Annotated in this window: 19 protein-coding genes, 1 tRNA gene and 1 pseudogene; 8 read left to right on the forward strand and 13 right to left on the reverse strand. The window is 67.6% G+C overall.

Annotated features, from left to right (window positions below; all coding sequences use genetic code 11):
* Nucleotides 1–48: 48 nt before the first annotated feature.
* The 7 genes from MMSP_RS13290 to aceE all read right to left on the reverse strand — a co-directional run bounded on the left by MMSP_RS13290 (nt 49) and on the right by aceE (nt 9,813).
* Nucleotides 49–1,470, reverse strand: coding sequence for an acyl-CoA carboxylase subunit beta (locus MMSP_RS13290; protein WP_015356262.1), 1,422 nt, complete (start codon nt 1,468–1,470; stop codon nt 49–51).
* Nucleotides 1,471–1,507: 37 nt separating this feature from the next.
* Nucleotides 1,508–2,761, reverse strand: coding sequence for a 3-oxoacyl-ACP synthase KasB (gene kasB, locus MMSP_RS13295; protein WP_011739484.1), 1,254 nt, complete (start codon nt 2,759–2,761; stop codon nt 1,508–1,510).
* 81 nt (nt 2,762–2,842) lie between these two features.
* Nucleotides 2,843–4,093 (reverse strand): 3-oxoacyl-ACP synthase KasA, encoded by a 1,251-nt coding sequence (gene kasA / locus MMSP_RS13300; protein ID WP_020787028.1) that lies wholly within the window; start codon nt 4,091–4,093, stop codon nt 2,843–2,845.
* The gene (acpM, locus tag MMSP_RS13305; protein ID WP_015356260.1) at nt 4,090–4,437 is read right to left on the reverse strand and encodes a meromycolate extension acyl carrier protein AcpM; all 348 of its coding nucleotides are present in this window, start codon (nt 4,435–4,437) and stop codon (nt 4,090–4,092) included. Before acpM ends, kasA begins: the two co-directional genes overlap by 4 nt.
* Before the next feature lie 72 nt (nt 4,438–4,509).
* Nucleotides 4,510–5,418 carry an ACP S-malonyltransferase gene (locus MMSP_RS13310; protein WP_020787029.1) on the reverse strand — a complete coding sequence of 303 codons (909 nt, stop codon included), beginning with the start codon at nt 5,416–5,418 and terminating at the stop codon, nt 4,510–4,512.
* Nucleotides 5,419–5,579: 161 nt separating this feature from the next.
* Complete coding sequence (locus MMSP_RS13315) at nt 5,580–6,890, reverse strand: CdaR family transcriptional regulator (protein ID WP_020787030.1); 1,311 nt, start codon at nt 6,888–6,890, stop codon at nt 5,580–5,582.
* Nucleotides 6,891–7,023: 133 nt separating this feature from the next.
* A complete protein-coding gene (aceE, locus tag MMSP_RS13320) occupies nt 7,024–9,813 on the reverse strand; it encodes a pyruvate dehydrogenase (acetyl-transferring), homodimeric type (RefSeq protein ID WP_020787031.1) in 2,790 nt (929 codons plus the stop codon).
* A gap of 184 nt (nt 9,814–9,997) precedes the next feature.
* Between aceE and MMSP_RS13325 the strand changes: the two genes are divergently transcribed.
* From MMSP_RS13325 to MMSP_RS13340, 4 genes are all read left to right on the forward strand, one after another.
* Nucleotides 9,998–10,600, forward strand: a complete 603-nt coding sequence (locus MMSP_RS13325; RefSeq protein ID WP_086085331.1) for a hypothetical protein — start codon at nt 9,998–10,000, stop codon at nt 10,598–10,600.
* An 80-nt stretch (nt 10,601–10,680) separates the two neighbouring features.
* On the forward strand, nt 10,681–11,103 hold the full coding sequence (locus MMSP_RS13330; RefSeq protein WP_015356256.1) for a DUF3052 domain-containing protein: 423 nt from the start codon (nt 10,681–10,683) through the stop codon (nt 11,101–11,103).
* Nucleotides 11,103–11,564 carry a peroxiredoxin gene (locus MMSP_RS13335; protein ID WP_011739492.1) on the forward strand — a complete coding sequence of 154 codons (462 nt, stop codon included), beginning with the start codon at nt 11,103–11,105 and terminating at the stop codon, nt 11,562–11,564. The genes MMSP_RS13330 and MMSP_RS13335 overlap by 1 nt, the downstream gene beginning before the upstream one ends.
* Nucleotides 11,565–11,620: 56 nt before the next feature.
* Nucleotides 11,621–11,695: transfer RNA gene (locus MMSP_RS13340), tRNA-Val, on the forward strand.
* Nucleotides 11,696–11,702: 7 nt separating this feature from the next.
* Here the strand turns inward: MMSP_RS13340 and MMSP_RS13345 are convergent.
* The 6 genes and pseudogenes from MMSP_RS13345 to MMSP_RS13370 form a co-directional block, all read right to left on the reverse strand.
* Entirely contained in the window at nt 11,703–13,253 is a 1,551-nt protein-coding gene (locus MMSP_RS13345) for a wax ester/triacylglycerol synthase family O-acyltransferase (RefSeq protein ID WP_020787033.1), read from the reverse strand.
* A complete protein-coding gene (locus MMSP_RS13350) occupies nt 13,250–14,722 on the reverse strand; it encodes a wax ester/triacylglycerol synthase family O-acyltransferase (protein WP_020787034.1) in 1,473 nt (490 codons plus the stop codon). Before MMSP_RS13350 ends, MMSP_RS13345 begins: the two co-directional genes overlap by 4 nt.
* Nucleotides 14,723–14,758: 36 nt before the next feature.
* Complete coding sequence (locus MMSP_RS13355; protein ID WP_020787035.1) at nt 14,759–15,841, reverse strand: zinc-binding dehydrogenase; 1,083 nt, start codon at nt 15,839–15,841, stop codon at nt 14,759–14,761.
* Nucleotides 15,841–16,401 (reverse strand): 2,4'-dihydroxyacetophenone dioxygenase family protein, encoded by a 561-nt coding sequence (locus MMSP_RS13360; RefSeq protein WP_012394980.1) that lies wholly within the window; start codon nt 16,399–16,401, stop codon nt 15,841–15,843. Before MMSP_RS13360 ends, MMSP_RS13355 begins: the two co-directional genes overlap by 1 nt.
* Before the next feature lie 176 nt (nt 16,402–16,577).
* A pseudogene (locus tag MMSP_RS13365) lies at nt 16,578–19,089 on the reverse strand (PE family protein).
* Nucleotides 19,090–19,511: 422 nt separating this feature from the next.
* Nucleotides 19,512–20,072 carry a 2,4'-dihydroxyacetophenone dioxygenase family protein gene (locus MMSP_RS13370; RefSeq protein WP_036426493.1) on the reverse strand — a complete coding sequence of 187 codons (561 nt, stop codon included), beginning with the start codon at nt 20,070–20,072 and terminating at the stop codon, nt 19,512–19,514.
* A 368-nt stretch (nt 20,073–20,440) separates the two neighbouring features.
* On the opposite strand from MMSP_RS13370, the gene MMSP_RS13375 reads away from it, so the two are divergent.
* Genes MMSP_RS13375 through MMSP_RS13390 form a run of 4 tightly spaced genes read left to right on the forward strand, consistent with a single transcriptional unit; the run spans nt 20,441 to nt 25,005 of the window.
* Nucleotides 20,441–21,442: an NAD(P)-dependent oxidoreductase gene (locus MMSP_RS13375; protein ID WP_020787040.1), complete on the forward strand. Its 1,002-nt coding sequence runs from the start codon at nt 20,441–20,443 to the stop codon at nt 21,440–21,442.
* Nucleotides 21,443–21,501: 59 nt separating this feature from the next.
* A complete protein-coding gene (locus MMSP_RS13380) occupies nt 21,502–22,563 on the forward strand; it encodes a thiamine pyrophosphate-dependent enzyme (protein ID WP_020787041.1) in 1,062 nt (353 codons plus the stop codon).
* Nucleotides 22,560–23,573, forward strand: coding sequence for an alpha-ketoacid dehydrogenase subunit beta (locus MMSP_RS13385; protein ID WP_020787042.1), 1,014 nt, complete (start codon nt 22,560–22,562; stop codon nt 23,571–23,573). Before MMSP_RS13380 ends, MMSP_RS13385 begins: the two co-directional genes overlap by 4 nt.
* 10 nt (nt 23,574–23,583) lie before the next feature.
* Nucleotides 23,584–25,005, forward strand: coding sequence for an SRPBCC family protein (locus MMSP_RS13390; protein ID WP_015356218.1), 1,422 nt, complete (start codon nt 23,584–23,586; stop codon nt 25,003–25,005).
* The last annotated feature ends 16 nt before the right edge of the window (nt 25,006–25,021 follow it).

Below are 25,021 nucleotides of genomic sequence, written 5' to 3' on the forward strand. Positions count from 1 at the left end.
CTGCGCGAAGCACGCGCAGTGCGATTCCGCGCCTGCTCGCGGGAGAAATCAGAGCGGGATGTTCTTGTGGCGACCGCGGCGTGCGGGTGCCTGCGCCAGCGCCTCGGTGAGCCTGCTGCGAGTGTGCGCGGGGTCGATCTTCTCGTCGACCACACCGATGTCGACGGCGCTATCCACACCACCGGCGATCCGCTCGTGCTCGGCGGCCAGCTCGTCGTGCAGAGCCTCACGCTCGTGCTCGGCCGCAGCGGCCAGCTTCTTCTTGTGCAGGATGCCGACCGCGGCCTTGGCGCCCATCACCGCCACCTCGGCGTCCGGCCAAGCGAACACCTTGGTCGCGTTGAGCGAACGCGAGTTCATGGCGATGTAGGCCCCGCCGTAGGTCTTCCGGGTGACCAGCGTGACACGCGGAACGGTGCACTCGCCGAAGGCGTGCAGCAGTTTGGCGCCGCGGCGCACCACGCCGCCCCACTCCTGGTCGACGCCGGGCAGATAACCCGGAACATCCACAACCACCACCAGCGGGATGCCGAACGCGTCGCACAGGCGCACGAAACGTGCTGCCTTCTCGGCGCTTTCGGAGTTCAGGCAGCCGCCCAGTCGCAGCGGATTGTTGGCCAATACCCCGACGGTGCGGCCGGACAGCCGTCCCAGGCCGACCACCATCGACGGCGCCCAGTTGGCCTGGAACTCGTCGAAAGGCGTGTCCGCATCAAGGATCGCGGTCACGATCGGATGCACGTCGTAGGCCCGCCGAGCCGACTCGGGCAGCAGCGCGTGGATGTCGGTGTCGCCGGCCTCTGCCTTGCTGCGGTCGAAATGCCCCTGCTGGCAGAACAAGCCGACCAGGCGGCGGCCCCGCTCGTAGGCGTCGAGCTCGTCGTCAGCGACGATGTGGCACACCCCGGACTTCTTGTGGTGGGTCTCCGGGCCGCCCAGCGAGGCCATGTCGACGTCCTCGCCGGTAACACTGCGCACCACGTCGGGCCCGGTGACGAACACCCGGCTTTCCGGTGCCATGACGACGACGTCGGTCAGCGCCGGCCCGTAGGCGGCGCCGCCGGCGGCGAAGCCCACGACCACCGAAACCTGCGGGACATAGCCCGACGCGCGGATCATGGCTTCGAATACCTGACCGACCGCGTGCAGTGCCCGCACGCCCTCGGCCAGACGGGCGCCGCCCGAGTGCCAGATACCCACAATCGGGCTCTGCTCGTCGATCGCCGTGTCATAGGCGTTGACGATGTGCGCGCAGCCTTCGACACCCATCGCGCCACCCATTACGGTGCCGTCGGTGCAGAAAGCAATGGTGCGCACACCGTTCACGGTGCCCGATGCGGCCAGCACTCCGGACCGGTCACGCTCGTGCAAAAGCACCACGGTGCCGTCGTCGAAGAAGTTGCTCAGTCGCAACAGCGGGTCGCGGGGGTCGAGCGACTCGCCAACCGCCTCGGGGGCCATGATTGTCATCGCAGGTCTCCTGTAGTTAACGGGTGTTGCTTGGGTGTTAATACCGCCCAAACGTGATTGCCACGTTGTGTCCGCCGAATCCGAACGAGTTGTTGACCGCGTACCTGTAATTGCCAGGCCGCGGCTTACCCGCTACCACGTCTAGGTCGATTTCTGGATCGAGGTTGACAAGGTTCAGTGTCGGCGGAACGACCTGGTCCCGCAACGCGAGGACGGTCAAGATCGATTCCACCGCACCGACTGCACCAACCGAGTGGCCCAGAGCGGACTTGGGCGCGTACACCGCCGGCTTGTGGGAGCCGAGGGCGTTGTTGATGGCCCTGCCTTCGGCGACGTCACCGACCTGGGTGCCGGTCGCGTGGGCATTGACATGATCGATGTCGCTGGGCTGCAGGCCCGCGAGCTGGACGGCCCGGGTGATCGCATGTCCGGCGCGTTCCCCGTTGGGGTCCGGCGCGACCATGTGGAAGCCATCCGAGGTGATGCTGGCGCCCATGATGCGGGCCAGGATGTTGGCGCCGCGAGCCTTCGCATGCTCCTCGGTCTCGATCACCATCAAGGCGCCGCCCTCGCCGAACACGAAGCCGTCGCGGTCCTTGTCGAATGGCCGACAGGCACCGGCGGGGTCGTCGTTGTTGGTGGACATCACGATCCGCATGTTGGCGAATCCGGCGATCGGCACCGCCTCGATCCGGGTTTCCACACCACCGCAGATGGCGATGTCGGCCTCACCGAGCACGACTTGTTGCCAGGCGCGGGCGATGGCCTCGGAACCGGACGCACACGCCGACACCGGTGTCATCACACCCGCTTTGGCGTGGCGTTCGAGACCGACGGCCGCCGCGGCTCCGTTGGGCATGTATTTCTGCACGGCCAATGGGGAGATCGCGCGAAACCCACGCACCCGCATTTCGTCGTACCCGAAGACGAGCTCCTCAGCTGAGCCCAACCCGGTGCCGATCGATACCGCCAAACGGTTGGTGTCGACCTCGGGTGATCCGGCGTTCTCCCAAACTCGGCGGCCGATGACGGTGGACATTCTTTGCAGGTAAGCCGTCCGACGCAGTTCGACCCGGGTGAGTTGGTGGTCGAACTCTTCGAGCAGGTGCCCGCCGATGCGAACCGGCAGGTTGAACTCCTCAACGAACGGGTCGTCGAGCGTGCGAATCCCGCTTTGGCTGTCCAACAACAGCTTCCACGTGGTTTCAGCGTCGGTTGCGAGTGCAGTAGTCATGGCAATGCCGGTGACGACTACATGCGGGAACGCTTTCCCGGTAACCAGCTCTGTCATGGGTGTTGCGAAGATTCCTTCCGTATCTGTCCGGCTCCTCTTCGGGCCGTTAGGGGCCTGCTTCGTTGCCGGACACCGTGCTTAGTAGCGCCCGAAAGCGAGCGCCACGTTGTGGCCGCCGAAGCCGAACGAGTTGTTGATGGCGTACTGGAATTCGCCGTAACGCGGTTCGCCTGCCACAACATCTAGATCGATCTCGGGATCGGGTGTCTCGTAGTTCAAGGTGGGTGGGATGACTCCGTCACGCAGCGACAGCACGGTGAGCGCCGACTCGAGCGCGCCGACCGCGCCAATGGAGTGACCCAGTGCCGACTTCGGCGCGTAGATCGCCGCGTTCTCGCACCCCGCCACCCGGATGGCGTTGGCTTCGGCGGAATCACCGATCGGTGTCGCCGTTCCATGCGCGTTGACGTGGTCGATGTCCTTGGGGGACAAACCGGCCAACTCCATGGACCGCTGCATCGCCCGGCCGGCACGCACACCGTCGGCGGCAGGAGCCACCATGTGGAACGCGTCGGAGGTGATACCTGCACCCATCAGCCGGGCCAGCGGCTTGGCGCCACGGGCCTTGGCGTGCTCCTCGGTCTCGATGAGCAGGAGCGCACCGGCCTCGCCGAACACGAAACCATCACGGTCCTTATCGAACGGCCGCGAGGCGCGCTCGGGTTCGTCGTTGCGGGTGGACATGGCCCGCATCATGGAGAACGCCGCGATGGGCAGCGCCTCGATGGGGCCTTCGACGCCACCGCAGACGGCGACGTCGGCATCACCCATGACGATCTGACGCCATGCGTGGGCGATGGCCTCCGAACCCGACGAACACGCCGACACCGGAGTGATCACCCCGGCGCGGGCGCCCAGCTGCAGACCAACGACCGCCGCGGCACCGTTGGGCATGATCATCTGAACGGCCAGCGGGGACACCTTACGGGGCCCGCCCTCGTTCATCAGGTCGTAGCTCTCAACGATGCGCTCGGCGCCACCCAGACCGGTACCAACCACGACGGTAAACCGGTCCGGATCGACCTCGGGGCTGCCGGCGGACTCCCAGAGTTGCCCGCTCAGGAACTTGGCCATGCGCTGGACATACGACATCCGTCGCATGTCCAGCCGGCCCATGTGGTTGTCCACCGGATCCTTGAGGTGCCCACCGATCTTGACCGGCAGCTCCCACTTGGTGAGGTATTCGTCATCAAGGACGTGGATGCCGCTCTCGCCGGCCAACAGGCCCTTCCACGTGCTTTCGATGTCCGGCGAGATCGACGTCGTCGCTGTGACGGCGGTTACCGCAACGCTGGGGTAACCGCCATTAGCAGTGGAAGGCTTGGTCACTTGCTCTCTGCTTCCAGCCTCGCCTTGACGTTGGCGGCAGCCTCGGGGTTCTCGGTCTCGAGCTTGGCACGCAGGGCCTCGGCAGCCTCGGGGTTCTCTTCCTCGAGCTTCTGGATGTAGGAGACGACGTCACCGACGGTACGCAGACCGGCGAGGTCCTCGTCGGGGATCTTCACGCCGTACTTGTCCTCGGTCTGCACGGCGATCTCAACCATCGACAGCGAGTCGATGTCCAGGTCGTCGACGAACGACTTCTCCGGGGTAACTTCCGACGGATCGATACCGGTGACCTCTTCGATGATCTCGGCGATACCGGCGATGATTTCTTCCTGACTGACGGCCACGACTTGTTTCCCTTCGTAATATGTTGTGTGTAAATCGAATTGACGTGCTTTGGTTCTGGACGTAACCGGTGGCTAGAGGTTTGCCAATTCGTCCAGATCTGCGGGTGACTTGACGGCGTGCGTCGGAACCCCCCGAAGTTCGCGTTTGGCGATGCCGGTGAGGGTGCCCGCGGGGGGGAACTCCACGATCGCCGTGACACTGTGCTCGCGGATGGTCGCGGTACACAGGTCCCATCGGACCGGCTGAGTGAGCTGCGAGACCAGAGGCTGCATCGCCGCAGCCGCAGATGTGACCGGCTTGCCGTCGCGGTTGGACAGCAGCGTCGCGGTGGGCTCAGCGGTGGCGATGGCCTCGGCCGCCGCGGCGTACCCCTCGAGCGCGGGAGCCATGAACTGGGTGTGGAACGCTCCGGCGACCCCCAGGGCGCGTACTCGGGCCCTCGCTGGTGGGTCCTCGGCGAGCTTCTCCAACGCGGTCAGGCGACCGGCGGCAACGATCTGGCCGGCGGCGTTGCGGTTGGCGGGGACCAAGTCGAGTTGTTCGAGGCGGCTCAGCACCTCGTCCTCGGTGCCGCTCAGCAGGGCGGACATGCCGGTCGGCTCGGTGGCGCACGCCTTGGCCATCTCCGCGCCGCGGGTGGCGGCAAGCGAGACAGCATCGTTGGCGGCCATCACGCCGGCGATCGCGTAGGCCGCGATTTCGCCGACCGAGTGCCCGGCCACGATCACTTCTTGGTCGTTGAGCAAGCCCCGCCTGATCAGCTCTTGGTGGGCCAGCAGGGTGGCCGCAACGATCAAGGGCTGAGCAACCGCGGTGTCGGCGATCTCCTCCGTCGTCGCGGTGGTGCCCAAGCGGGCGAGGTCCAGGCCGCTGGCCTGCGACCAGGAGGCGATCTGGTCCGCCGCGCCTGGCAGTTCCAGCCACGGCGACAGCATTCCCTGGGTCTGGGAGCCCTGTCCGGGCGCAAGCAACGCAATCACGTGTCTAAGAGAACACTGTGAAGACGGTTTTGCGCGGTGTAACAGATTATGAACCTCGTCTTAGGTTTTTGTGGGGACCCTACAAAACAGCTCGGTAAGCTACATGTTTGAGATCGCCCCGCGACTTGTGCTCTAGGTCACTATTGGCTCAGGTCGGGTCTTTATGGCCCTTCCGTACCCCTTCTGACCGGGAGTGGAACCGGCGTGATGGTGTTGTTGGCGGCGCCCGACGGCGGCGTTGGGTAGTTCAGTTGGCCCACCGTCGCGGCCACTCGAAGGACATAGGCATCGCGTGGCTGAGTCGGATCACGCCCGGTGAAATCGGTGATCCGCTTGAGTCGGTAGCGGATGGTGTTTGGATGAACGAACAACTTCCTGGCACAAGCCTCAATAGCACCGCCACAATCTAAGTAAGCGTCCAGTGTCTCGATCAGCGTTGGACCGGCATCGGCCAGCGGTCGCATCACGTCGGTGTGCAGCGCCACGATGGCCGACGCGTCACCCATCAGGGCTCGTTCGGGCAGCAATTCCCGGGCCGGCACGGGGCGCGGGGCTCCGCGCCAGCCGGCCACCGCATTCATGCCGGAAATTGCCTCGCTGGCGCTGTGATAGGCCGCCGTCAGCATGGGGGCGGTGGGGCCGATCACCACGGGCCCGTCGGAAAAGGCCTCCAATAGGTCTTTAAAGACCTTGTCGGTGGGGGACAGGTGGCCGGACACGATCGCCACCAACCAGGTGCCGTGCACGTCGGTCAGCGCCGCTCGGCCGTGCTGGGCGGCGGCGTCCCGGACGTCCTGGATGGCCCGTTCGCTGCCGTCGGAGCCGTCGCGCGCCGATGCCGGCGTGCCCACGACCACCGTCGCCGGAGCGGTCGTGTCCCAGTTCAGTGCCGCCGCCCGCGACAGTAGTTCGGGACCCGTGTCGCCGCGTACCACCGCGTCGACCACGCTGGCCTCCATCCGGCTGTCCCAGGTGCCGCGCGCTTCGGCGGCGTCGGCATAGGCCGAGGCGGCGGTGAAGGCCAGATCCCGGCTGTATTTCAGGATGCCCACCGTCAGGGCGGTCAGCTGCTCTTCGGATCGAGCCAGCAGCGGCACCACTTCCTCGAAGAACTCCATGGTGACGCGCACCATGTCCACGGTGTGGCGCAGCGCGATGCGTCGGGTCAGGTCCTGGGGTACCAGTTCGAACGCCTGCGCTGTGTAGCTGACGTCGCTGCGCGGATTCTGCATCCACTCGGCGAAGTTCACTACTGCCGTCTGCACCACCAGTGCCACGCTGGCGCGCTGGGAGGCTTCCAGGTCAGCGAAGAACGGCAGCCGCTCCTGCATGGCCGAGACCGCCTCGGTGGCCAGCCGGCCGGAGTACTGCTTCAACCGCCGCAGCAGGGAATCGGGCACGGTTTCCAGGAGTTCCAGCGGCGATCTTGCAGACCCAAGTCGCGCGATCGCGGAAAACTGGTTGTCGTTCACGCCTAAAAGCTACGCCTGATTTCTAGAAGAACCTGCTAAAAGTTTTGCGAGCCGGGCGTCGATCGTCACGCCAGCGTGGCGGTCGCCGCCGTGCGTCACACTGGCGTGACGCACGGCGACGAACGGCCGGGGGTTATGCGACGCCGGAATCCGAGGTCTGCTTCGGCGCGGCCTGCACATCATCGATCCGGTACTGACGGGCGGCGGTGACGGCCACCGACTCATCGATCTCACCGTCGCGGGCCAGCGCCTCGAGCACCGCGACCACCTGTGACTCGGCATCGGTGTTGAAGTAGCGGCGGGCGGCGGGCCGGGTGTCGGAGAAACCGAACCCGTCGGTGCCCAGGGTGACGTAGGTCCCGGGCACCCAGGGCCGGATCTGCTCGGGCACCGCGCGCATCCAGTCCGATACCGCGACCACCGGGCCGCTGGTGCCTTCCAGCGCCGTCGTCACGTAGGCGACACCGGCGGGTTCACCGGGGTGACGCAGCCGGTGACGTTCGACGGACACCCCGTCGCGGTTCAGCTCGCTCCAACTGGTCACCGACCACACGTCAGTCGCGACGTCCCACTCGTCGGCCAGCATCTGCGCCGCCTTCAGCGCGTCGGGCATCGACACCCCGGAGGCCAGCAGCTGAGCCTTGTGCGCGCACTGTTTGGTCGCCGCGCGGTAGCGGTACATGCCGCGCAGCACGCCCTCGGGATCGAAGTTCTCCGGCTCGGCCGGCTGCACATACGGCTCGTTGTAAACGGTGATGTAGAAGTAGATGTTCTCCGGGTTCTCCCCGAACATCCGAGACAGGCCATTTTCGATGATGTAGGCGAGCTCGTAGGCAAACGCCGGGTCGTAGGAGACCACCGCCGGATTGGTCGCGGCCAGCAGCAGCGAGTGGCCATCGGCATGTTGCAGACCCTCACCGGTCAGCGTGGTGCGTCCAGCGGTCGCACCCAGCACGAACCCGCGTGCCATCTGGTCGGCGGCGGCCCAAAAGCTGTCGCCGGTGCGCTGGAACCCGAACATCGAATAGAAGATGTAGATCGGGATCATCGGCTCGTTGTGGGTCGCATACGAGGTGCCGGCCGCGGTGAAGGAGCCCACCGACCCGGCTTCGTTGATGCCCTCGTGCAGGATCTGGCCGACGTGGCTTTCCTTGTACGCCAGCATCAGTTCCGCGTCGACGGCGGTGTACAGCTGCCCATTGCGGTTGTAGATCTTGAGCGACGGGAACCAGGAGTCCATCCCGAAGGTGCGGGCCTCGTCGGGAATGATCGGGACGATCCGATTCCCAATGTTCTTGTCGCGCAACAGTTCTTTGAAGGTACGGACCAGGGTCATGGTGGTGGCGACCTCTTGTTGTCCGGACCCCTTCTTGAGCACCTTGTAGGCGTCGGGGCCGGGCAGGGTCAGGGTCTTGGCCTTGGTCGGGCGCTCGGGCAGGAACCCGCCCAGGGTGCGGCGCCGGTCAAGCATGTACCGGATCTCCGGGGCGTCCGAGCCCGGGTGGTAGTAGGGCGGCAGGTAGGGGTCCTCGTCGAGCTGGGCATCGCTGACCGGGATGCGCATCGAATCCCGGAACCGCTTGAGGTCGGCGAGGGCAAGCTTTTTCATCTGGTGCGTGGCATTGCGGCCCTGGAAGTGCGCGCCAAGCGAATAGCCCTTGATGGTCTTGGCCAGGATCACCGTCGGCTGACCCTTGTGGTCGACGGCGGCGCGGTAGGCGGCATAGACCTTGCGGTAGTCGTGGCCGCCACGCTTGAGGTTCCAGATCTCCTGGTCGCTCATGTTGGCCACCAGGGCCTTGGTCCGGGGGTCGCGGCCAAAGAAGTGGTCGCGCACGTAGGCGCCGTCGTTGGCCTTGTAGGTCTGGTAGTCGCCGTCGGGGGTGCTGTTCATCAGGTTCACCAGCGCGCCGTCGCGGTCGGCGTGCAGCAGCGCATCCCATTCGCGGCCCCAGACCACCTTGATCACGTTCCAGCCCGCGCCGCGGAAGAAGGACTCCAGCTCCTGGATGATCTTGCCGTTGCCGCGGACCGGGCCGTCCAGGCGTTGCAGATTGCAGTTGATCACGAAGCTCAGGTTGTCCAGGCCTTCCAGCGCGCCCATGTGGGCCAGTCCGCGGCTTTCCGGCTCGTCCATCTCGCCGTCACCCAGGAAGCACCACACGTGCTGATCGGAGGTGTCCTTGATGCCGCGGTCGTGCAGGTAGTGGTTGAACCGCGCCTGGTAGATGGCGTTGAGCGGACCCAGGCCCATCGACACGGTCGGGAATTCCCAGAAGTCGGGCATCAGCCGTGGGTGCGGGTAGGAAGGCAACCCGCCACCGGGGTGGCTGTGCTCCTGCCGGAAGCCGTCAAGCTGATCCGCGCTGAGTCGTCCCTCCAGGAACGCGCGGGCATAAATGCCGGGGGAGGCATGGCCCTGGATGAACACCTGGTCTCCGCCGCCGGGATGCGATTTGCCGCGGAAGAAGTGGTTGAAGCCGACCTCGTAGAGGGCCGCGGACGAAGCGTAGGTCGAGATGTGGCCACCGACGCCGACGCCCGGGCGTTGTGCGCGGTGCACCATGATTGCCGCGTTCCACCTGATCCAGGTCCGGTAGCGGCGCTCGACATCCTCATCGCCGGGAAACCATGGCTCCAACTCGGTGGGGATGGTGTTGACGTAATCCGTTGAGGTCAATGACGGGATGGCGACGCGTTGTTCGCCCGCCCGCTCGAGCAGTCGCAGCATCAAATAGCGCGCCCGCGCCGGTCCGGAGTGCTCCAAGAGTGCGTCGAATGACTCCAGCCATTCCGAAGTTTCCTTGGGGTCAATATCGGGCAGGTAGGACGCCACGCCTTCGCGAATGACCCGAACGCGGTCGGGTTCGCTTGCGCTGCTTGAGGTTTTGGCAAGATCGTGGCGGACGAACTCGGTGGTCAAACTTCCGCTCCTGTAGTCGGCGGGCTATCGGGTGGGGTGATCGTCTTCCTATCGTGCCGCACCGACGTTTCGAGTAGATAGCCGCCGTCCGGTCGATGCCGTGAGATGGCTCCGATGGCCGCTGTGACAACGAATTGGATGCGTTGAAGCCAGTCCGAGCCCCGACCCGGTAACGTCACTAGCCGTGCTCATCGGATGGCGTGCCGTTCCTCGCCGGCACGGGGGGGCTTTCTCTGGTTCGCGCGCCCGGCGAGGTGCCCAGGCACTCGGTTGCATCGCGGTGCTGCTGATGGGCATCGTGGGATGCACCAGCGTCACCGACGGCACGGCCACCCCGGACACCAAGGTGGCTCCGGCCTACCGCTCATCGGTATCGCTGTCGATTTCGGCCTCCGCGGCGACTTCGAGCGTGCGCGAGTCCCAGCGGCAACAGTCGCTGACCACCAAGGCGATTCGCACCTCGTGCGAAACCCTCGCCACCACCAGCAAGGAAGCCATCGACAAGGTGAACGAGTTCGTCGGCGCGTTCAATGCCGGACGCAGCACCGGCCCGACCGAAGGCCCGGCCATCGAAGCGCTCAACAACAGCGCTTCTTCGGTTTCCAGCGCACTCAACGAGGCGCTGTCACCGGATATGCGCGACGCGTTCAACGCCTACACGGACGCGGCGCGTTCGGTGGCCAACGCGATCGGCACGCATGCGCCGACGGGGGAGTTCAACAGAAGAGTCGATCAGCTCAACGGCACTAAGACCAAGGCTTTGAAGCTTTGCATGGCTTCCTACTGAGGTAGCCGTATTGGTTCGATCATGTTTGTGCGACGATAGTGCGAATCGCACTTTGTGTGAAGGAAAAGGGAGGTTCCACGGTGGTCGCGGCGGATCACGCCCCGAGCTACGCTCGCAAACTGGACATCCAACGAGACCAAGTCGTCCAGGAGTGGGGCTGGGACGAAGATACCGACGATGAGATCCGCGCTGCCGTCGAGGAAGCCTGCGGCAGCGAAATGCTCGATGAAGACACCGATGAGGTGGTCGACGTCGTGCTGCTGTGGTGGCGAGACAGCGACGGGGATCTGGTCGACACTCTGATGGACGCAATCAGCCCGCTTGCCGAGGATGGCGTGATCTGGGTGCTGACACCCAAGACCGGCCAGCCCGGCCACGTGCTGCCGGCCGACATCGCGGAGGCGGCCCCCACCGCGGGGCTGATGCCGACGTCGTCGGTCAACCTGGGTAACTGGGCTGCCAGTCGGCTGGTCCAGCCCAAGTCGCGGGCCGGGAAGCGCTGATGCTTGAAGTCGGAGCCACCGCTCCGGACTTCACGCTGCGCGACCAGAATCAGCAGCCGGTCACGCTCAGCGACTACCGCGGCGCCAAGAACGTGCTGCTGGTGTTCTTCCCGCTGGCCTTCACCGGGATCTGTCAGGGCGAGTTGGACCAGATACGTGACCATCTGCCGCAGTTCGAGAACGACGACACCGCGGCGGTCGCGATTTCGGTGGGGCCACCACCCACCCACAAGATCTGGGCCACCCAAAGCGGATTCACCTTCCCGGTGCTGTCGGATTTCTGGCCGCACGGCGCGGTCAGCCAGGCCTACGGTGTGTTCAACGACACAGCCGGCATCTCCAACCGCGGGACTTTCGTGGTCGACCGGGCGGGGATCATTCGGTTCGCCGAGATGAAGCAGCCCGGTGAGGCCCGCGATCAGCGGCTGTGGACGGATGCGTTGGCGGCATTACAGGCCTGAGCGGGCCAAGATTTTTGGGTGTTGACGTCTCGGGCGTGTAGCCTGCGGCGTGCATAGGGCGCGTAGCTCAGTGGTAGAGCTCTGGTTTTACACACCAGCGGTCGGCGGTTCGATACCGTCCGCGCCCACCAAGTTCGTTCAGCGGGGGATCGCACCGGGTTTGGCCGTTGGCCGGCCCGTCGTACCCGTGGGTGCACCATCGGCCACCGGATTCCTCGGCGCGCCAACCTCGGCGGCCAGGGCACTCAGTTCGGCCGCCAGTTCGTCGGCGAGGTGCCAGACGTCGGGCAGCAATTCGCGATCGGCGGTGAGCCCGAAGTCAAGCCGGTCCTGGTAGCTGAGCAGGGTGATGCTCAGGCCCATCCCGTCGAGCAGGACGTTCACCGGGTGTTGGGACACCACCCGGGCTCCCGCGCAGTACAGCGGGTCCGGCGATCCCGGGATGTTCGAGATCGTCACGTTGAATGGCGGCCTTATCCAACCCGAGCCGGTGGTCATCGAGATCACCCGGGCGGCCCGGGTCAGCAGCGCCGGGGGAACGGTGTGGTTCGCCTCGGTGAGCAGCTTGGCGGGGATGGCGCGGTGCCGTTCCTTGGCCGCCCGCATGACCTGGTGGGCGGAGATCAGTCGGGCGCGGGCATCGGCCTGGTCGGTGGGAATCGGCACGATCATCGAGGAGATCTGGTTGCCGTACTGTCGCTCGCCGGTGCGCACCGACACCGGCACCATGGCAACCAGGGGAGTCGCCACGTCGTCGCCCCGAGCGATCATGCGTCGCCGTAAGGCCCCGGCGCACACGGCGACCACGACATCGTTGACGGTTGCGCCGGGCACGGCGAACTTGGCGGCCTTGATCTGGTCTAGCGGCAACGACCCGAATGCGAATCGCCGTTGTGCCGAAATCCTGCCGCCGAAGGAGACTTTCGGGGCAGCGGCCCGAGGGTGCTGCAGATTGCGACCGTCTTTGTTGCGGGTGGCGAGCCGTTCGGCGCGGTCGGCGACTTTGGCGATCACGGCGGCACCGGGCAGGTGGCGCATGGTGGGGAGTTGATCGATATGGCGCAGCATGGGCGGCAGACCCCGCGCCATTCGCGCGGGCTGAACGGGCAACGAGGCGAGCGCGCGCGCCAGCAGCCCGGCGTCACTGGGTGCGTCGCCGATCGCGGTGCCGGTCGGGGGTTTTTCGAGCTCCGGCCCGGCGTCCGGGAAGGGAACGGTGTCCAGCAGCGCGCCCAGCAACTCCATGCCCGAGACCCCGTCGATCACGCTGTGGTGCAACTTGGTCACCAGCGCGACGCGGTCGCCGGCCAGGCCGTGGATCACGTGGAGTTCCCACAGCGGTCGAGCCCGATCCAGCGGCCTCGACGCGATATCGGCGACGGCCCGGCCGAGTTGTTCGTCATCCCCGGGTGCGGGGAGCGCGCTTTCCCAGAGATGCGAATCCAGATCGAATGTGTCGTCCTGCACCAGCACGGGATAGTCGATGCCGAACGGGACCTCACGCACCCGCCAGCGCAACGGCGGCATCAGGTCGATGCGCTGGGCCAACAGGCCGCGGATCCGCTGCCCGTCCAGTCGCAGGCCATCCGTGGTGGTGGCCTCGACGATGGTGAGCTGACAGACGTGAGAATGGTTGCGGCCGTCCTCCATCGCGAAGAATTGGGCATCAACGCTGCTGAGCCGTCTCATTTGCGGCCTCCTCGGGGCTTGCGCACGCTCTGCTCGAGCACAGCGAGTTCCGCGCCGAACGCATCGGCGAGGCGGTCCAGGTCCTTGACCAGATAGCGGTCACCCACCAAGCCGATTTCCAAACGATCGGTGTAGCTGAAGACCGTGACGTTCAGGCCTAGGCTGTCGCTGATCGTGGACACCGGGTAGTGCTCGCAAACCCGTCGGCCCGCGCAGTAGAGCGGCGACCGGGGGCCCGGCACATTGGAGATGACGAGGTTGGCGACCGGAGAGAGCGCGTCGCTGGCCGCGACGGCCGTCATCGCGTGCATCGCCGGCCCGAACAGCGCCGGCGGGACCAGATCATTGGCATCGCGCATCAACGAGGCCGGCACCGCCTCATTGCGGCGTTTGGCCGCACGCAGCTCCTTGCGGCACCGCTGCAGGCGAATCGCCGGATCGGTCACGTCGGTCGGCAATGCCGCCAGCATGGTGCCCACCTTGTTGCCATACGTTCCGAACTCGGCTTCGGCGCGAACCGACACCGGGATCGCCGCCACCAGCGGCTGTTCGGGAAGTTCACCGCGATCGGCGAGCCAGCGGCGCAGGGCACCGGCGCACAGGGTGACGACGACATCGTTGACCGTCGCCTCGAAGTGGGTCTTGATCTCCTTGACGTCCTCGAGCGGCAAGCTGGTCAGCGCCACCCGCCGATGCGGGGAGATCTTGCCGTTGAAACCCAGTCTGGGCGCGGTCACCGTCGCGGGGCTGGGTGCCGATGGCCCCCTGCGGATGGGTGCTTGGGCTCGTCGCATCGCGCTCCCCACCGCCGCCACGCCGGGTATCGAGCGCAGGGTTGCGATCTGATCCAAATGGGTCAGCGTGCGCCGAGCCGCGCCCGCGGACTGCCATTGGCGGCGTGGCATGCCCACGATGGTGCGCGCCAACATCCCGAGTTGGCCGGGCTCTTTCTCAGGTCGGTACCGCGGGGCCGGTGGCAGCACCCGCCCCTGCGGCGTGGTGTCGAACATTACGTTGAGCACCTCCCCGCCCGACATCCCGTCCACCGCGGCATGGTGCAGCTTGGTCAGCAGTGCGACCTTGTCGTCTTGCAGACCCTGGATCAGATACACCTCCCACAGCGGGCGGGAGCGGTCCATCGGATGGGCCGACAGCCGAGCGACCAACGTCTCGAGTGCGGCCCGGTTGCCCGTGGCCACCACCGCCGTCTCGCGGACGTGGAAGTCGAGGTCCACCTCGCCCTCCACCCACCACGGGTGGCCCAGATCGAGCGGAACGGTGGCCAGCCGCCAGCGCAGCGGGGGCAGTAGGTGCAGGCGGTCGGCCAACAGTTCGGCGATGTCCGCCCGGGTGAGTTCCTTACCGGACTCATCGGTGCGGTCCATGACCGCCAGGCTGGACACATTGGTGACGGTTCGACCATCTTCGGCGGCAAGAAACATGCTGTCGAGACTGGTGAGGGCGCGCATTTTGTCGGAGCTTTCTCGGGAGAGGGGACGGGGTGTTCAGCGCGTCGGGTCGAGCAGGATCTTCGCGTCGTGCGGGTTGTTCCGGAGCCGCTCGAAGGCGTCGGCGACGCCTTCTAACGCGACGGTCCCGGTCAGCAGCGGGGCCACGTCGAAATCGCCGACGGCCAGGTGTGCGAAGGTCTGCGCGAACTCGTCGAGCGTGTAGTACAGCGAGAAGCAGATGTCGAGTTCCTTGGCGATGCATTGGGCGGGCTCGAAGTGATCCGAGCTCATGTTGATGCCCGCCACGCCGATCCGGGTGCCGGGCGGGACACCGGCGATGAGCTGCTGGATCAGGCCGGGGACGCCGACGCATTCGAACGCGACGGTGGGACGAAGCGGCAACTGTCCGAGCACGGTGTGCGCGGGTGCCATTCGTGCCGGGTCGTCGGTGACTGCGGCCGCCATGAAGGCCTCGAACGGGGAGTTCTCGTTCGGGTCGAGGACCACGTCGGCACCGAGTTGTGCTGCCAGGGACCGCCTTTCGGGAGAGAAGTCCGACGCGACGATGGGGCCGACGCCTTTCATCTTGAGCACCGCGATGACGGCGAGCCCGATCGGTCCGCGCCCGACCACCAGGGCGACGTCGTCGGTGGTGGTGTCGACGCGGGCCACCGTGCGGTAGGCCACCGCCAGTGGTTCGGTCAGTGCGGCGACCTCGGTCGGCACGTGATCGGGCACCTCGATCAGCAGTGGTTCGGACAGCAGCATGCGCTCGCTGTAGCCGCCGGGTGCCTCAGGGCCGGCGAAGCCCAGGGTCACCTTCTGCTCGCGGAGCAGAAACGGTGCCGAGACCACGCGGCGGCCGACCGGGATGCGTTGGTCGGTGTCGGGTCCGTAGGCCGCAATGCGGCCTACGAACTCGTGTCCGAATACCACCGGACGGCTGAGATCCATCATGTCGAATCCACCCGCGGCCTGGGTGGCCGCGTTGAATTCCGGGCCGTGGGCCGCGCAGTGCAGGTCCGATCCGCAGATGCCACAGGCCAGCACATCGACCAGCACCTCGCCGGGGTCGGGCACCGGCTCGGGCACCTCGGCGACCTGCAGCTGGGAGTCCTGCATCAAAACCGCACGCATCACGCACCACCCGCGGTGATGCCGGCGGCGCCGCCACCGATGTAGGTGATCGGACCGAGCCCCTGCGCCTCGGCGAGTTGACCGGTCAAGTGCGCAATCAGGGCCGCGTCCAGGATGGAGTGGAACTGGCCGTCGTCGGTGAAGTTGACGTTGGCGCCGCTGACCCGGAACAGGACCACGGTGTCTTCGGTGTTGGTTGCCGGGCAGGCGAGCGTGTGCACCGAGGAGCCGGGCTCGAACAGGTAGGAGCCGGCGGTCTGCGGCTGGTCGGCGTATTCCATGTAGTGCCAGGAGCCGCTGATGGTCCAGGCGTCGACGGTGCCGGTGTGGTAGTGCAGCTGGATCCGCGCACCGGGCGCGAACGTCGCCAGCACCACCCACTCGCCGTTCTCGATGTCCAGGCGCAGCGGCTTGAAGTGCACGCCGTCACCGAGGGCATCCCGAACCAGCGGAATGTCGTTGGCGTTGACGGTGAGCAGCTCACCCTGGGGCAGAGCTACCAGCGGCAGCGGTGCGCCGGTGGCGGTGGCAGCCGGAGCGGGGGCGGTCATGAGGGTCATGGTGGAGCCTTTCGGGAGTGTTGGGCTTGATGACTCCAACTGTGCCCGCCAGGAGACCCCAAATCTTGACGCCAGGGGACAAGTGCTTGACAGCAAGGGACATATCGGTGATCCGGGGCACATCCGCCCGGCAGCCTGATCAGCGTGGGTTCGCGCGCCGATCGAGATTGGGGTTGCTAGCCCAGCCCGTCGTTTCCGTCTGCGCCGAGCAGAATTCCGCCGGTGCCGCCGGCGCCGGGGCTGCCGGCGGGTGCGCCGGTGTCATCGGTGCCGCCGTTGCCGCCGTTGCCGCCGTTGCCGATCAGCACGGCGTCGCCGCCGGCCCCGCCGTCACCGCCGGTGCCTGTGCCGGTGCCGCCGACGTTGCCTTGGCCGCCTTGGCCGCCTTGGCCGCCTTGGCCGCCGCCGCCCGCCCCGCCGGCGCCGCCGTCATCGCGCTGGGCAATTCGCCGGTGCCCCCGGCGCCGCCATCGCCTAGCCAGCCGGCGTCACCGCCACGCCCGCCGGCACCGCCGGGGCCGCTCACGCCGAACCCGCCGGCGCCACCGGCTCCGGCGCCCGAGAGCAGCAGCCCGGCGCTTCCACCGTGACCTCCGTCCCCGGCGCTGGCGCTCCCAAATCCGCCCGTGCCGCCGATGCCGCCGCTGCCGAACAGCAATCCGGCATTCCCACCGGCCCCACCCGCTCCGCCGTGAGCTTGGCTATAAGGGCCAGGCCCGCCGGTGCCGCCGGCCCCACCCGGCCCGCCGAGCAGCCCGGCATCGCCACCGGCCCCACCGGCACCACCAGCCTCAGAATTACCTATTGTCATTCCGCCGGCGCCGCCGTGGCCCCCGCCGGCGCCGACCAGCCCGGACAACAGCCCACCGCTCCCGCCTGTGCCGCCGGCCCCGCCGAACGCAGAACCTAGGTAAGTGCCGACACCGCCGGCGCCGCCGTTCCCTCCGGCCCCGAACAGCCCGCCGGCACCACCTGTCCCACCGGCCCCGCCCGCGGCCCCAATTGCGGTGCTGTGGCCGCCGATACCGCCGGCACCGCCGTCACCGGAGAACCAGCCACCGGCTCCACCGGCTCCGCCATCACCTCCGGTGCCGCCGGTGCCCCAGAGCCCGGCGGCCCCACCAGCCCCGCCGTCCCCGCCGGCCAGGCCGGAGCCGCCGGCTCCGCCGTCACCGAGCAGCCATCCGCCGGGCGTGCCGTCGGCGCCGCTGCCGGTGGCGCCGGGGGTGCCGTTGCCGATCAGGGGGCGTCCGGTCAGTGCTTGGGCGGGTGTGTTGATCGCGGCCAGTGCCTGCTGCTGGGCGACGTGGATGGGTGAGGTGCTGGTGGGGGCGTTGTAGCCGTCCAAGCCCAGTAGCAGTCCGCTCATGCCGCCCGCGCCGGTGGCGCCGACGGTGGCGCCGGTACCACCCATGCCGCCGTTGCCGCCGTTGCCGATCAGCACCGCGTTACCACCGGTCCCGCCGGCACCGCCGCCGGTGGCGCCTTGTGCGCCGGTGCCGCCGGCGCCGCCGTTGCCGATCAGCAGCCCGGCGGTGCTGCCGTCGCCACCGTCACCTCCGCGACCGACCATGCTGCTTCCGCCGGTGCCGCCGGTGCCGCCGGTGCCGCCGGTGCCGCCGGTGCCGCCGGTGCCGCCGTTACCCAGCCAGCCGCCGGTACCGCCGGTACCGCCGGTCCCGCCGTCAGCTCCGGGACCGGACCTGCTGAATCCGCCGGTGCCGCCGGTACCGCCGTTGGAGAACAGCAGCCCCGCATCGCCGCCAGCCCCACCCGCACCCCCTATGGAGCCGGACCCGCCGGTGCCGCCGGCGCCCCCGCTGCCGAACAACCACCCGCCAGCACCACCGGGCCCACCCGGCCCCCGGTGCCAAGGGCGTTGGTTCCGCCGTCGCCGCCGGCCCCGCCCGGCCCGCCCAGCAACCCGGCATGACCACCGGCCCCACCTGCGCCTCCGGCGCCGCCGCCAGACCCGCCGGTGCCGCCATGGCCGCCACCGGCACCGACCAGCCCGGACAACAATCCACCCGCTCCACCGGCCCCACCGGCACCCCCGGTGGAAACTGAATGTGTCGTCCCGCCGGCGCCGCCGACCCCCCGCCCCCCACGAAGTCCGCCGGTCCCGCCGGCCCCCCGACCCCACCCGTTCCGGGGGCTAAAATCCCGCTGAATCCGCCGGCTCCGCCGGCGCCACCGGTGCCCAGCAGCCAGCCGCCGGCCCCGCCCGCACCCCCGGCCCCAGCAACTCCGCTGCTGGTACTGCCGCCGGTCCCGCCGGCGCCGCCGGAGCCCGCCGTTGGCGCCGTTGCCGATCAACGGGCGCCCGGTAAGCGCCAGCACGGGTGCGTTGATCGCCCCTAGCAGATCCTGGGGCACCACTTGGGCCGGGTTGGCCAACGCCGCTGCGGCGGCGGACTCGGCGCCTGCATACGAGGTCGCCCCGGCGGCCAGGGCCCGTGCGAATTGCCGTTGAAAAACCTGGGCTTGGGCACTGGCGGCCTGGTAGGCCTGGGCATGCCCGGAGAACACCGCCGCGATCGCCGCCGACACCTCGTCCTCTGCGGCGGCCAGGATGTTCACGGTTGGGGCTGCCGCGCCCGCGGTGGCCTGACCCAGTGCCGAGCCGATTCCGGCCAGCTCGGTTGCCGCAGCCTCCACCAGTTCGGGTACTGCGATCACCAACGACATTCGAAACCTCCAGAAGATCATCACAATCCGGTGTGCGCTTCGACGACCACCATGAGCCGGGCACCGTCACCGTAACTTCAGGCGATATACCGCGTCGCGGTTATGGCCAAAGTTCTTTGCTTACTTGCTGATTGCGTGTGGTGACGCGCCTGGTGGATGACCATTTCGTGCACTGCCGGCCGGTGATCATGTGCATCGGATATGCAGATGCTATGTGGTTAAACCTGTTTGGCACGCCGCTAGGGTCGTGCGGACAGGCCCGGCGTGAATTGTCCTGATCTGCATTGAGATTGCTCGAATTCGTAACGTGAGCACCGAGCGGTGATCGTGGCCGGACCGCCCACGGTGAATCCCGGCGCGGCTCGAGTGGCTCGGCCGCGCCGGGATCTACGGTTCGGGTCTGGCGGGAGAACTGCTGGGTGTCAGGCCTCCTTGGTGGTGTGGCCGGCGGCGCCGCCGCCGATGTAGTTGATCGGTCCGAGGTTTTGCTCTTCGGCCTTCAGTTGGGTCACGTGGGCGATCAGGGCGGCGTCGAGGATGGAGTCGAACTGGCCGTCGTCGGTGAAGTTGATGTTGGCGCCTTGCACGCGGACCAGGAAGACGGTGTCTTCGGTGTTGGTGGTGGGGGTGACGAAGGTGTGCACCGACGAGCCCGGCTCGTAGAGGTAGGAGCCGGCGGTTTGCAGCTGGTCGGGGTACTCGAGGTAGTGCCAGCAGCCGGAGAGCGTGTAGACCTCGGCGGTGCCGGTGTGGTAGTGCAGCGGCACGGTGGCGCCGGGTTCGAAGGTGGCCAGTACCAGCCATTCGCCGTTCTCGATGTCCAGGCGCAGGGGTTTGAAGTGCACGCCGGGGCCGAGGGCGTCGTGCAACAGGGGTACGTCGTGTTCGTTGACGGTCAGCAGTTCGCCCTGCGGCAGGGCCACCAGGGGCAACGGGGCGCCAGTTGCGGTGGTCGCCGGTGCGGGTGCGGTCGCCAGGGTCATGGTGGGGTCCTTTCGGGATATGGCGGGGCTGTCGACTCCAACCGTGCCTGCGGCGCTCCCTGATGTCTTGACGGTAAGGGACAAACGCTTGACCGTAAGGGACGTTCGGCGATCGGAAGCCCGCGGCGGAACCCGCACGCCTGGCCTAGGGGTGGGGTGTTTGCGGCCGCCGGGCATCGCCGTGGTGCCGGTGGTGATCCGCGGGTTTTCGATGGCCGTGCTCGGCGCCTCATCGCTGGGTGGCAGGTGCCTCGATCGCATGTGCGTCCCCTCGGGTCAAGTAGGTGTCCCTTGCTGTCAATACATCGACGGCCCGGACGGGCAGGCTAAGGGCTAACAACAACGTCCACAGCGAATGGAAACCCATCGTGAGCACCGACCAATCTGCGCGTCCCGCACCGTTTTTCGCCCAGCGCAAGATCTTCATCACCGGAGCCAACGGCTTCATCGGCGCAAACCTCGCGGCCCGGCTACGCCAGCTCGGCGCGAGGGTGACCGGCGTCGACCTGGTCGCAGATCCCGCCAACGGAATCATCGCCGGCAGCACTGCCGACCCGGCCGCTTGGGCATCGGCACTGGACGGCGTCGACACGGTCGTGCACCTGGCGGCGTTGGTGAGCACCGTGGTTGCGGTCGAAACCGCTTGGGACGTCAACGTGCTCGGGACCAAGAAGGTCATCGACGCTGCGGTCGACGCGGGGGTGCGCCGGTTCGTGCACCTGAGCTCGATCGCCGCGTACGGGTGGGATTTTCCCGACCACGTGACCGAGGATTACCCGACCAGGGTGACCGCCGGCCTGAGCACTTACGTCGACACCAAGACCAACTCCGAGTTGGTCGCGCTCGCCAACGCCAACCGCGGCATGGAGATGGTGGTCGTGCGTCCCGCCGACGTCTACGGCCCCGGCTCGGTGTGGATCCGCGAGCCGATCGCGATGGCCAAGGCCAACCAGCTGATTTTGCCGGAACGGGGCTCCGGCGTGTTCGACGTGATCTACATCGACAACTTCGTCGACGCCATGGTGCTGGTCCTGGCCACCGAGGGCATCGCCGGGGAGGTTTTCAACCTCGGCGAGGAGCTGGCGGTTAGCTGCCAGGAGTACTTCGGCGAGGTCGCGTCCTGGACCGGCGCAAAGGTCCGCTCGGTGCCGATCCGGATCGGTGCACCGGCTCTGGGAGCCATCGGCCGCATCCAGCGTCGACTCGGTATGAGCAGCGAACTCGGCCCGGCCCTGCTGCACATGCTCAACCGCCGCTATGTCGTCTCCAACGACAAGGCCCGTGACCGCTTGGGATTCAAGCCGGTCGTCTCCTATCACGAGGGGATGGCCCGATCCAAAGAATGGGCCCGCCATGAGGGCCTCATTTGAGATCCGAGCCTAGGCACCAACGGATTCCACGAAAGACACGAAAGAAAGGAACGCGCAGAATGAGCCCCATCGACGCCGCCCGCGTCTACCGGATGATGGTGCGGATGCGTCTGGCCGAAGAGGCCCTGGTCGAGGCGTGGCAGGAGGGGCTGGTTCCCGGCGAATACCACTCCGCCATCGGCGAAGAGGGCATCGTCGCCGGCATCCTCACCCAGCTATTCGAATTCGACACCCTGGCGTTGGACCACCGCAACACCGCGCCGTTGGTGGGTCGGGGCATCGACCTGCAGGCCCTGATGCTCGAAGTGCTGGGCTCCGGCCAGGGCATCGCCAGCGGCATGGCGGGGCACATGCACATCTTCGACCCCGATCTGCGCGCCGGAGCTGACGGCATCGTCGGTGCCGCCGGCCCGCTGGCTGTCGGACATGCGATCGCGCACACCCGGCTGCACCCGGGCAGCGTCGCGATCGCCTTCCACGGGGAGGCCGCGATGAACCAGGGAATGCTGATGGTGGCCTACAACATGGCCGTGGCGTGGAACCTGCCCGTGGTGTTCGTCTGCAAAGACAACAAATGGGGCATCACGACCTACTCCAAGGACCAGACCGGTGCCGACCCGATCAGCCGAGCACGCGGCTTTGGACTCGAGGTCGCCAGCGCCGCCGGACACAAGGTCGCCGACGTGCATGCAGCGGCGGGGCGGCTCATCGAGCGTGCCCGCTCCGGCAACGGATCCGGCTTCCTCTACGTCACCTGCCACCGGCCCGGCGGCCACTTCGAAGGCGATCCGCTGGTCGGCCTGCTGCGTGCCCCCCGCAAGCAGCTGTCGGTCTGGGTGCCGGAGCTGCGTTCCGGGCTGACCGCCACCGAAAGCGGTTCGCGCACAGACAAACTGCGCGCCATGGCCGGCATCGGCAAGCGCGCCGCGCGGTTCGCCTACGACGTGGGCCGCACTGCCGGCAAGGATCCCGTCCGCCGGGGCCGGTCCTTGATCAGCGCGGACGCCGCAACCGCCATCGAAGCCCAGGAGCGAGCCGAGGTGCTCGCCGCCATGACCGAAGCACGCGCCCGCGTCGGCAAGCGGGCCGGCTTCGGCATCAAGACAGGAGCAGACCGATGACCATCATGCGCTACGACGAGGCCGTCGACCACGCACTCGGGCAGGCGATGGCCGCCGATCCGCGGGTGCTCACCTGGGGCGAAGACGTCCAGATCCTGCGCCGGGTGCTGCTGAGTCGATTCGGACCCGACCGGGTGCGCGACACCCCGATCTCCGAACAGGCGTTCATGTACGCCGGAGTCGGTGCGGCGATGGCAGGGCTGCGTCCGGTCGTCGAGCTGTACATGATCGACTTCGGCACCGTCGGCTGGTCCGCGATCATCAACGCGGGCTCGAAGTTCAAGGACTTCTCCGGTGGCCGCTGGAACGTGCCCATGGTGCTACGGGCCGGGGTCGGCGGCTGGTACGCCGACGGCGGCGAGCACGAGCAGACGCTGTGGGGCACCCTGGCGTCCTACCCGTCGACCGAGGTCGTCGTGCCCTCCACGCCGGCCGACGCGGCGGGCCTGATGCTGTCGGCCGTGCGCAGCGACGAGTTCACCGTTTTCCTCACCCCCAAGCTGCTCGATCAGCAGATCCTGGACTACCTCGGTGGTGACCAGCGGTCCACGGTCGACCTGACCGACGTGCAGCCCGCAGCCGGTGTCCGCGGCGAGGTGCCCGACCGGGTCGAGCCGATTCCGTTCGGCCAGGCGGCAATTCGACGCGACGGGTCAGACCTGACGCTGGTGTCGGTGGGCGTCGGCGTGCATCGCTGCCTCGAGGCGGCCGAGCGACTGTCCGCCGACGGCATCGAGGCCACCGTGCTGGACCTGCGCACCCTGGCCCCACTGGACAAGGAGGCCATCGTCGAGCACGTGAGCCGGACCGGCCGGGTGGTCGTCGCCGACGAGGACTACGTTCGCGGCGGGCTCACCGGCGAGGTCGCCGCGCTGCTGCTGGAAGCCGGGACCAGCGCCCGTTACGCGCGGGTGGCGGTCGAGCAGACCATCCCATTCGCGCCACACCTGGAGTACGCCGTCCTGCCCAACGCGGAACGGATCATCGCCGCCGCCAAGTCATTAGCCTGAGGACCCCGAGATGACCACCACCCTTCCCCTTGTCCAGATCGCGCTCAGCGTTCGCGACATCCAGCACTCCCAGCGCTGGTACCGCGACATCTTCGGCCTCACCGAGGCCGGCGGTACCCACATGTTCATCCCGGCGCTGGGCTCCGAGGACGTCCAGGGCGTGCCGGGCGCCACCAGCGTGTGCTGGTGGCTGCTGGACGGCAAACCCGGCTTCCAGCTGGAGCTGTTCGAGTTTTCCAAGCCGCACCCGCGTCCGATTCCGCAGGACTGGCGCCCGTGCGACATCGGCTACACGATGCTCGGCTTCCACGTCACCGACTTCGACGCGACGCTGGGGAATCTCACTCGCCGCCGCGTGCCCCCGCTCACCGAGCCCATGGGGGAGCCCGGTTCTCGCCGGGTCTGTGTCAAGGATCCCGATGGAACCCTGCTGGAGATCCTGGAGGCGGACCCTGTGGTTGCCGGCATGGCGGCGCGCCCCACCGGATCGCCGGCGGTCGCCCGCTTCGCCACCCTGTCGGTGCCGGACCTGGCCGAGGCGCGGCGAACCTGGGTGGACGTGATGGGGCTGCCCGAAGTCGACTACCGGCTGCACTACCCCGAGCACGAGCAGCTGTGGGGCTTGGCCGGGGCAGATCGCGAATCCTTCGTGGTGCGCGCCGGTGACAGCCTGCTCGAGGTGGTGCAGTACCTCGACCCGGTCGGCAAGCCATGGCCGGCCGGCTACCACATCAGCGACATCGGCATCCTCAACGTCGCGCTGGGACCTCAGGACCGGGCGAGCCTCGACGCGCTCGTCGCCAAGGGGCAGCACCACGGGATACACCCGAACAGCACCAAGTCCACCCTGCTGGACCGCTGGTGGCATGCCAGCTATGTCAATGATCCGATGGGCTTCTCGATCGAGCTGCTGTTTCATGGGAGCAAGGGGCATCGGCACCGCGCCGACCCGTTCAACCTGATCGAACTCGGCTTCACCGAAAAAGAACCACCCGTTACCCGGGCCCGCGCGGTCGCCCGCTGTGCGGCGTCGCCCGAACAGGTGTGGACGGTGTTGGCCGACCACGAGTCCATGGCCCAGTGGACTCCGTTCCAGCGCTCCGAGGTGCTCAGCACCGGCGATACCGACGGTGTCGGCCTGGTCCGGCGGCTCAGCGGCGGCCCGGCCGGGATGTCGGTGGTCGAGCGGGTGGTCGCCGCCGAGGCGCCTTACCGCTTCGAATACCGCGCCAAGGGGGCGCCCGGTCTGAACCGCTACCACGCGTTCGTCACCGTCGAGCCGGACTCCTCCGGAGGCTGCACGATCACCTGGGAGGCGCAGTACCGTTCCCAGCTGCCCGGCTCGACGTTGATCACCACCAGGATGCTGCGCATTCTGGTCCGCGGGCTGGCCCGCCGGGCCGAGCGGACCGGTGCCCGGATAACCGCGTAGTCGATTTCGCGGTCGA

It is taken from the genome of Mycobacterium sp. 012931 (genome assembly GCF_000419295.1).
Lineage (GTDB): Bacteria > Actinomycetota > Actinomycetes > Mycobacteriales > Mycobacteriaceae > Mycobacterium > Mycobacterium marinum.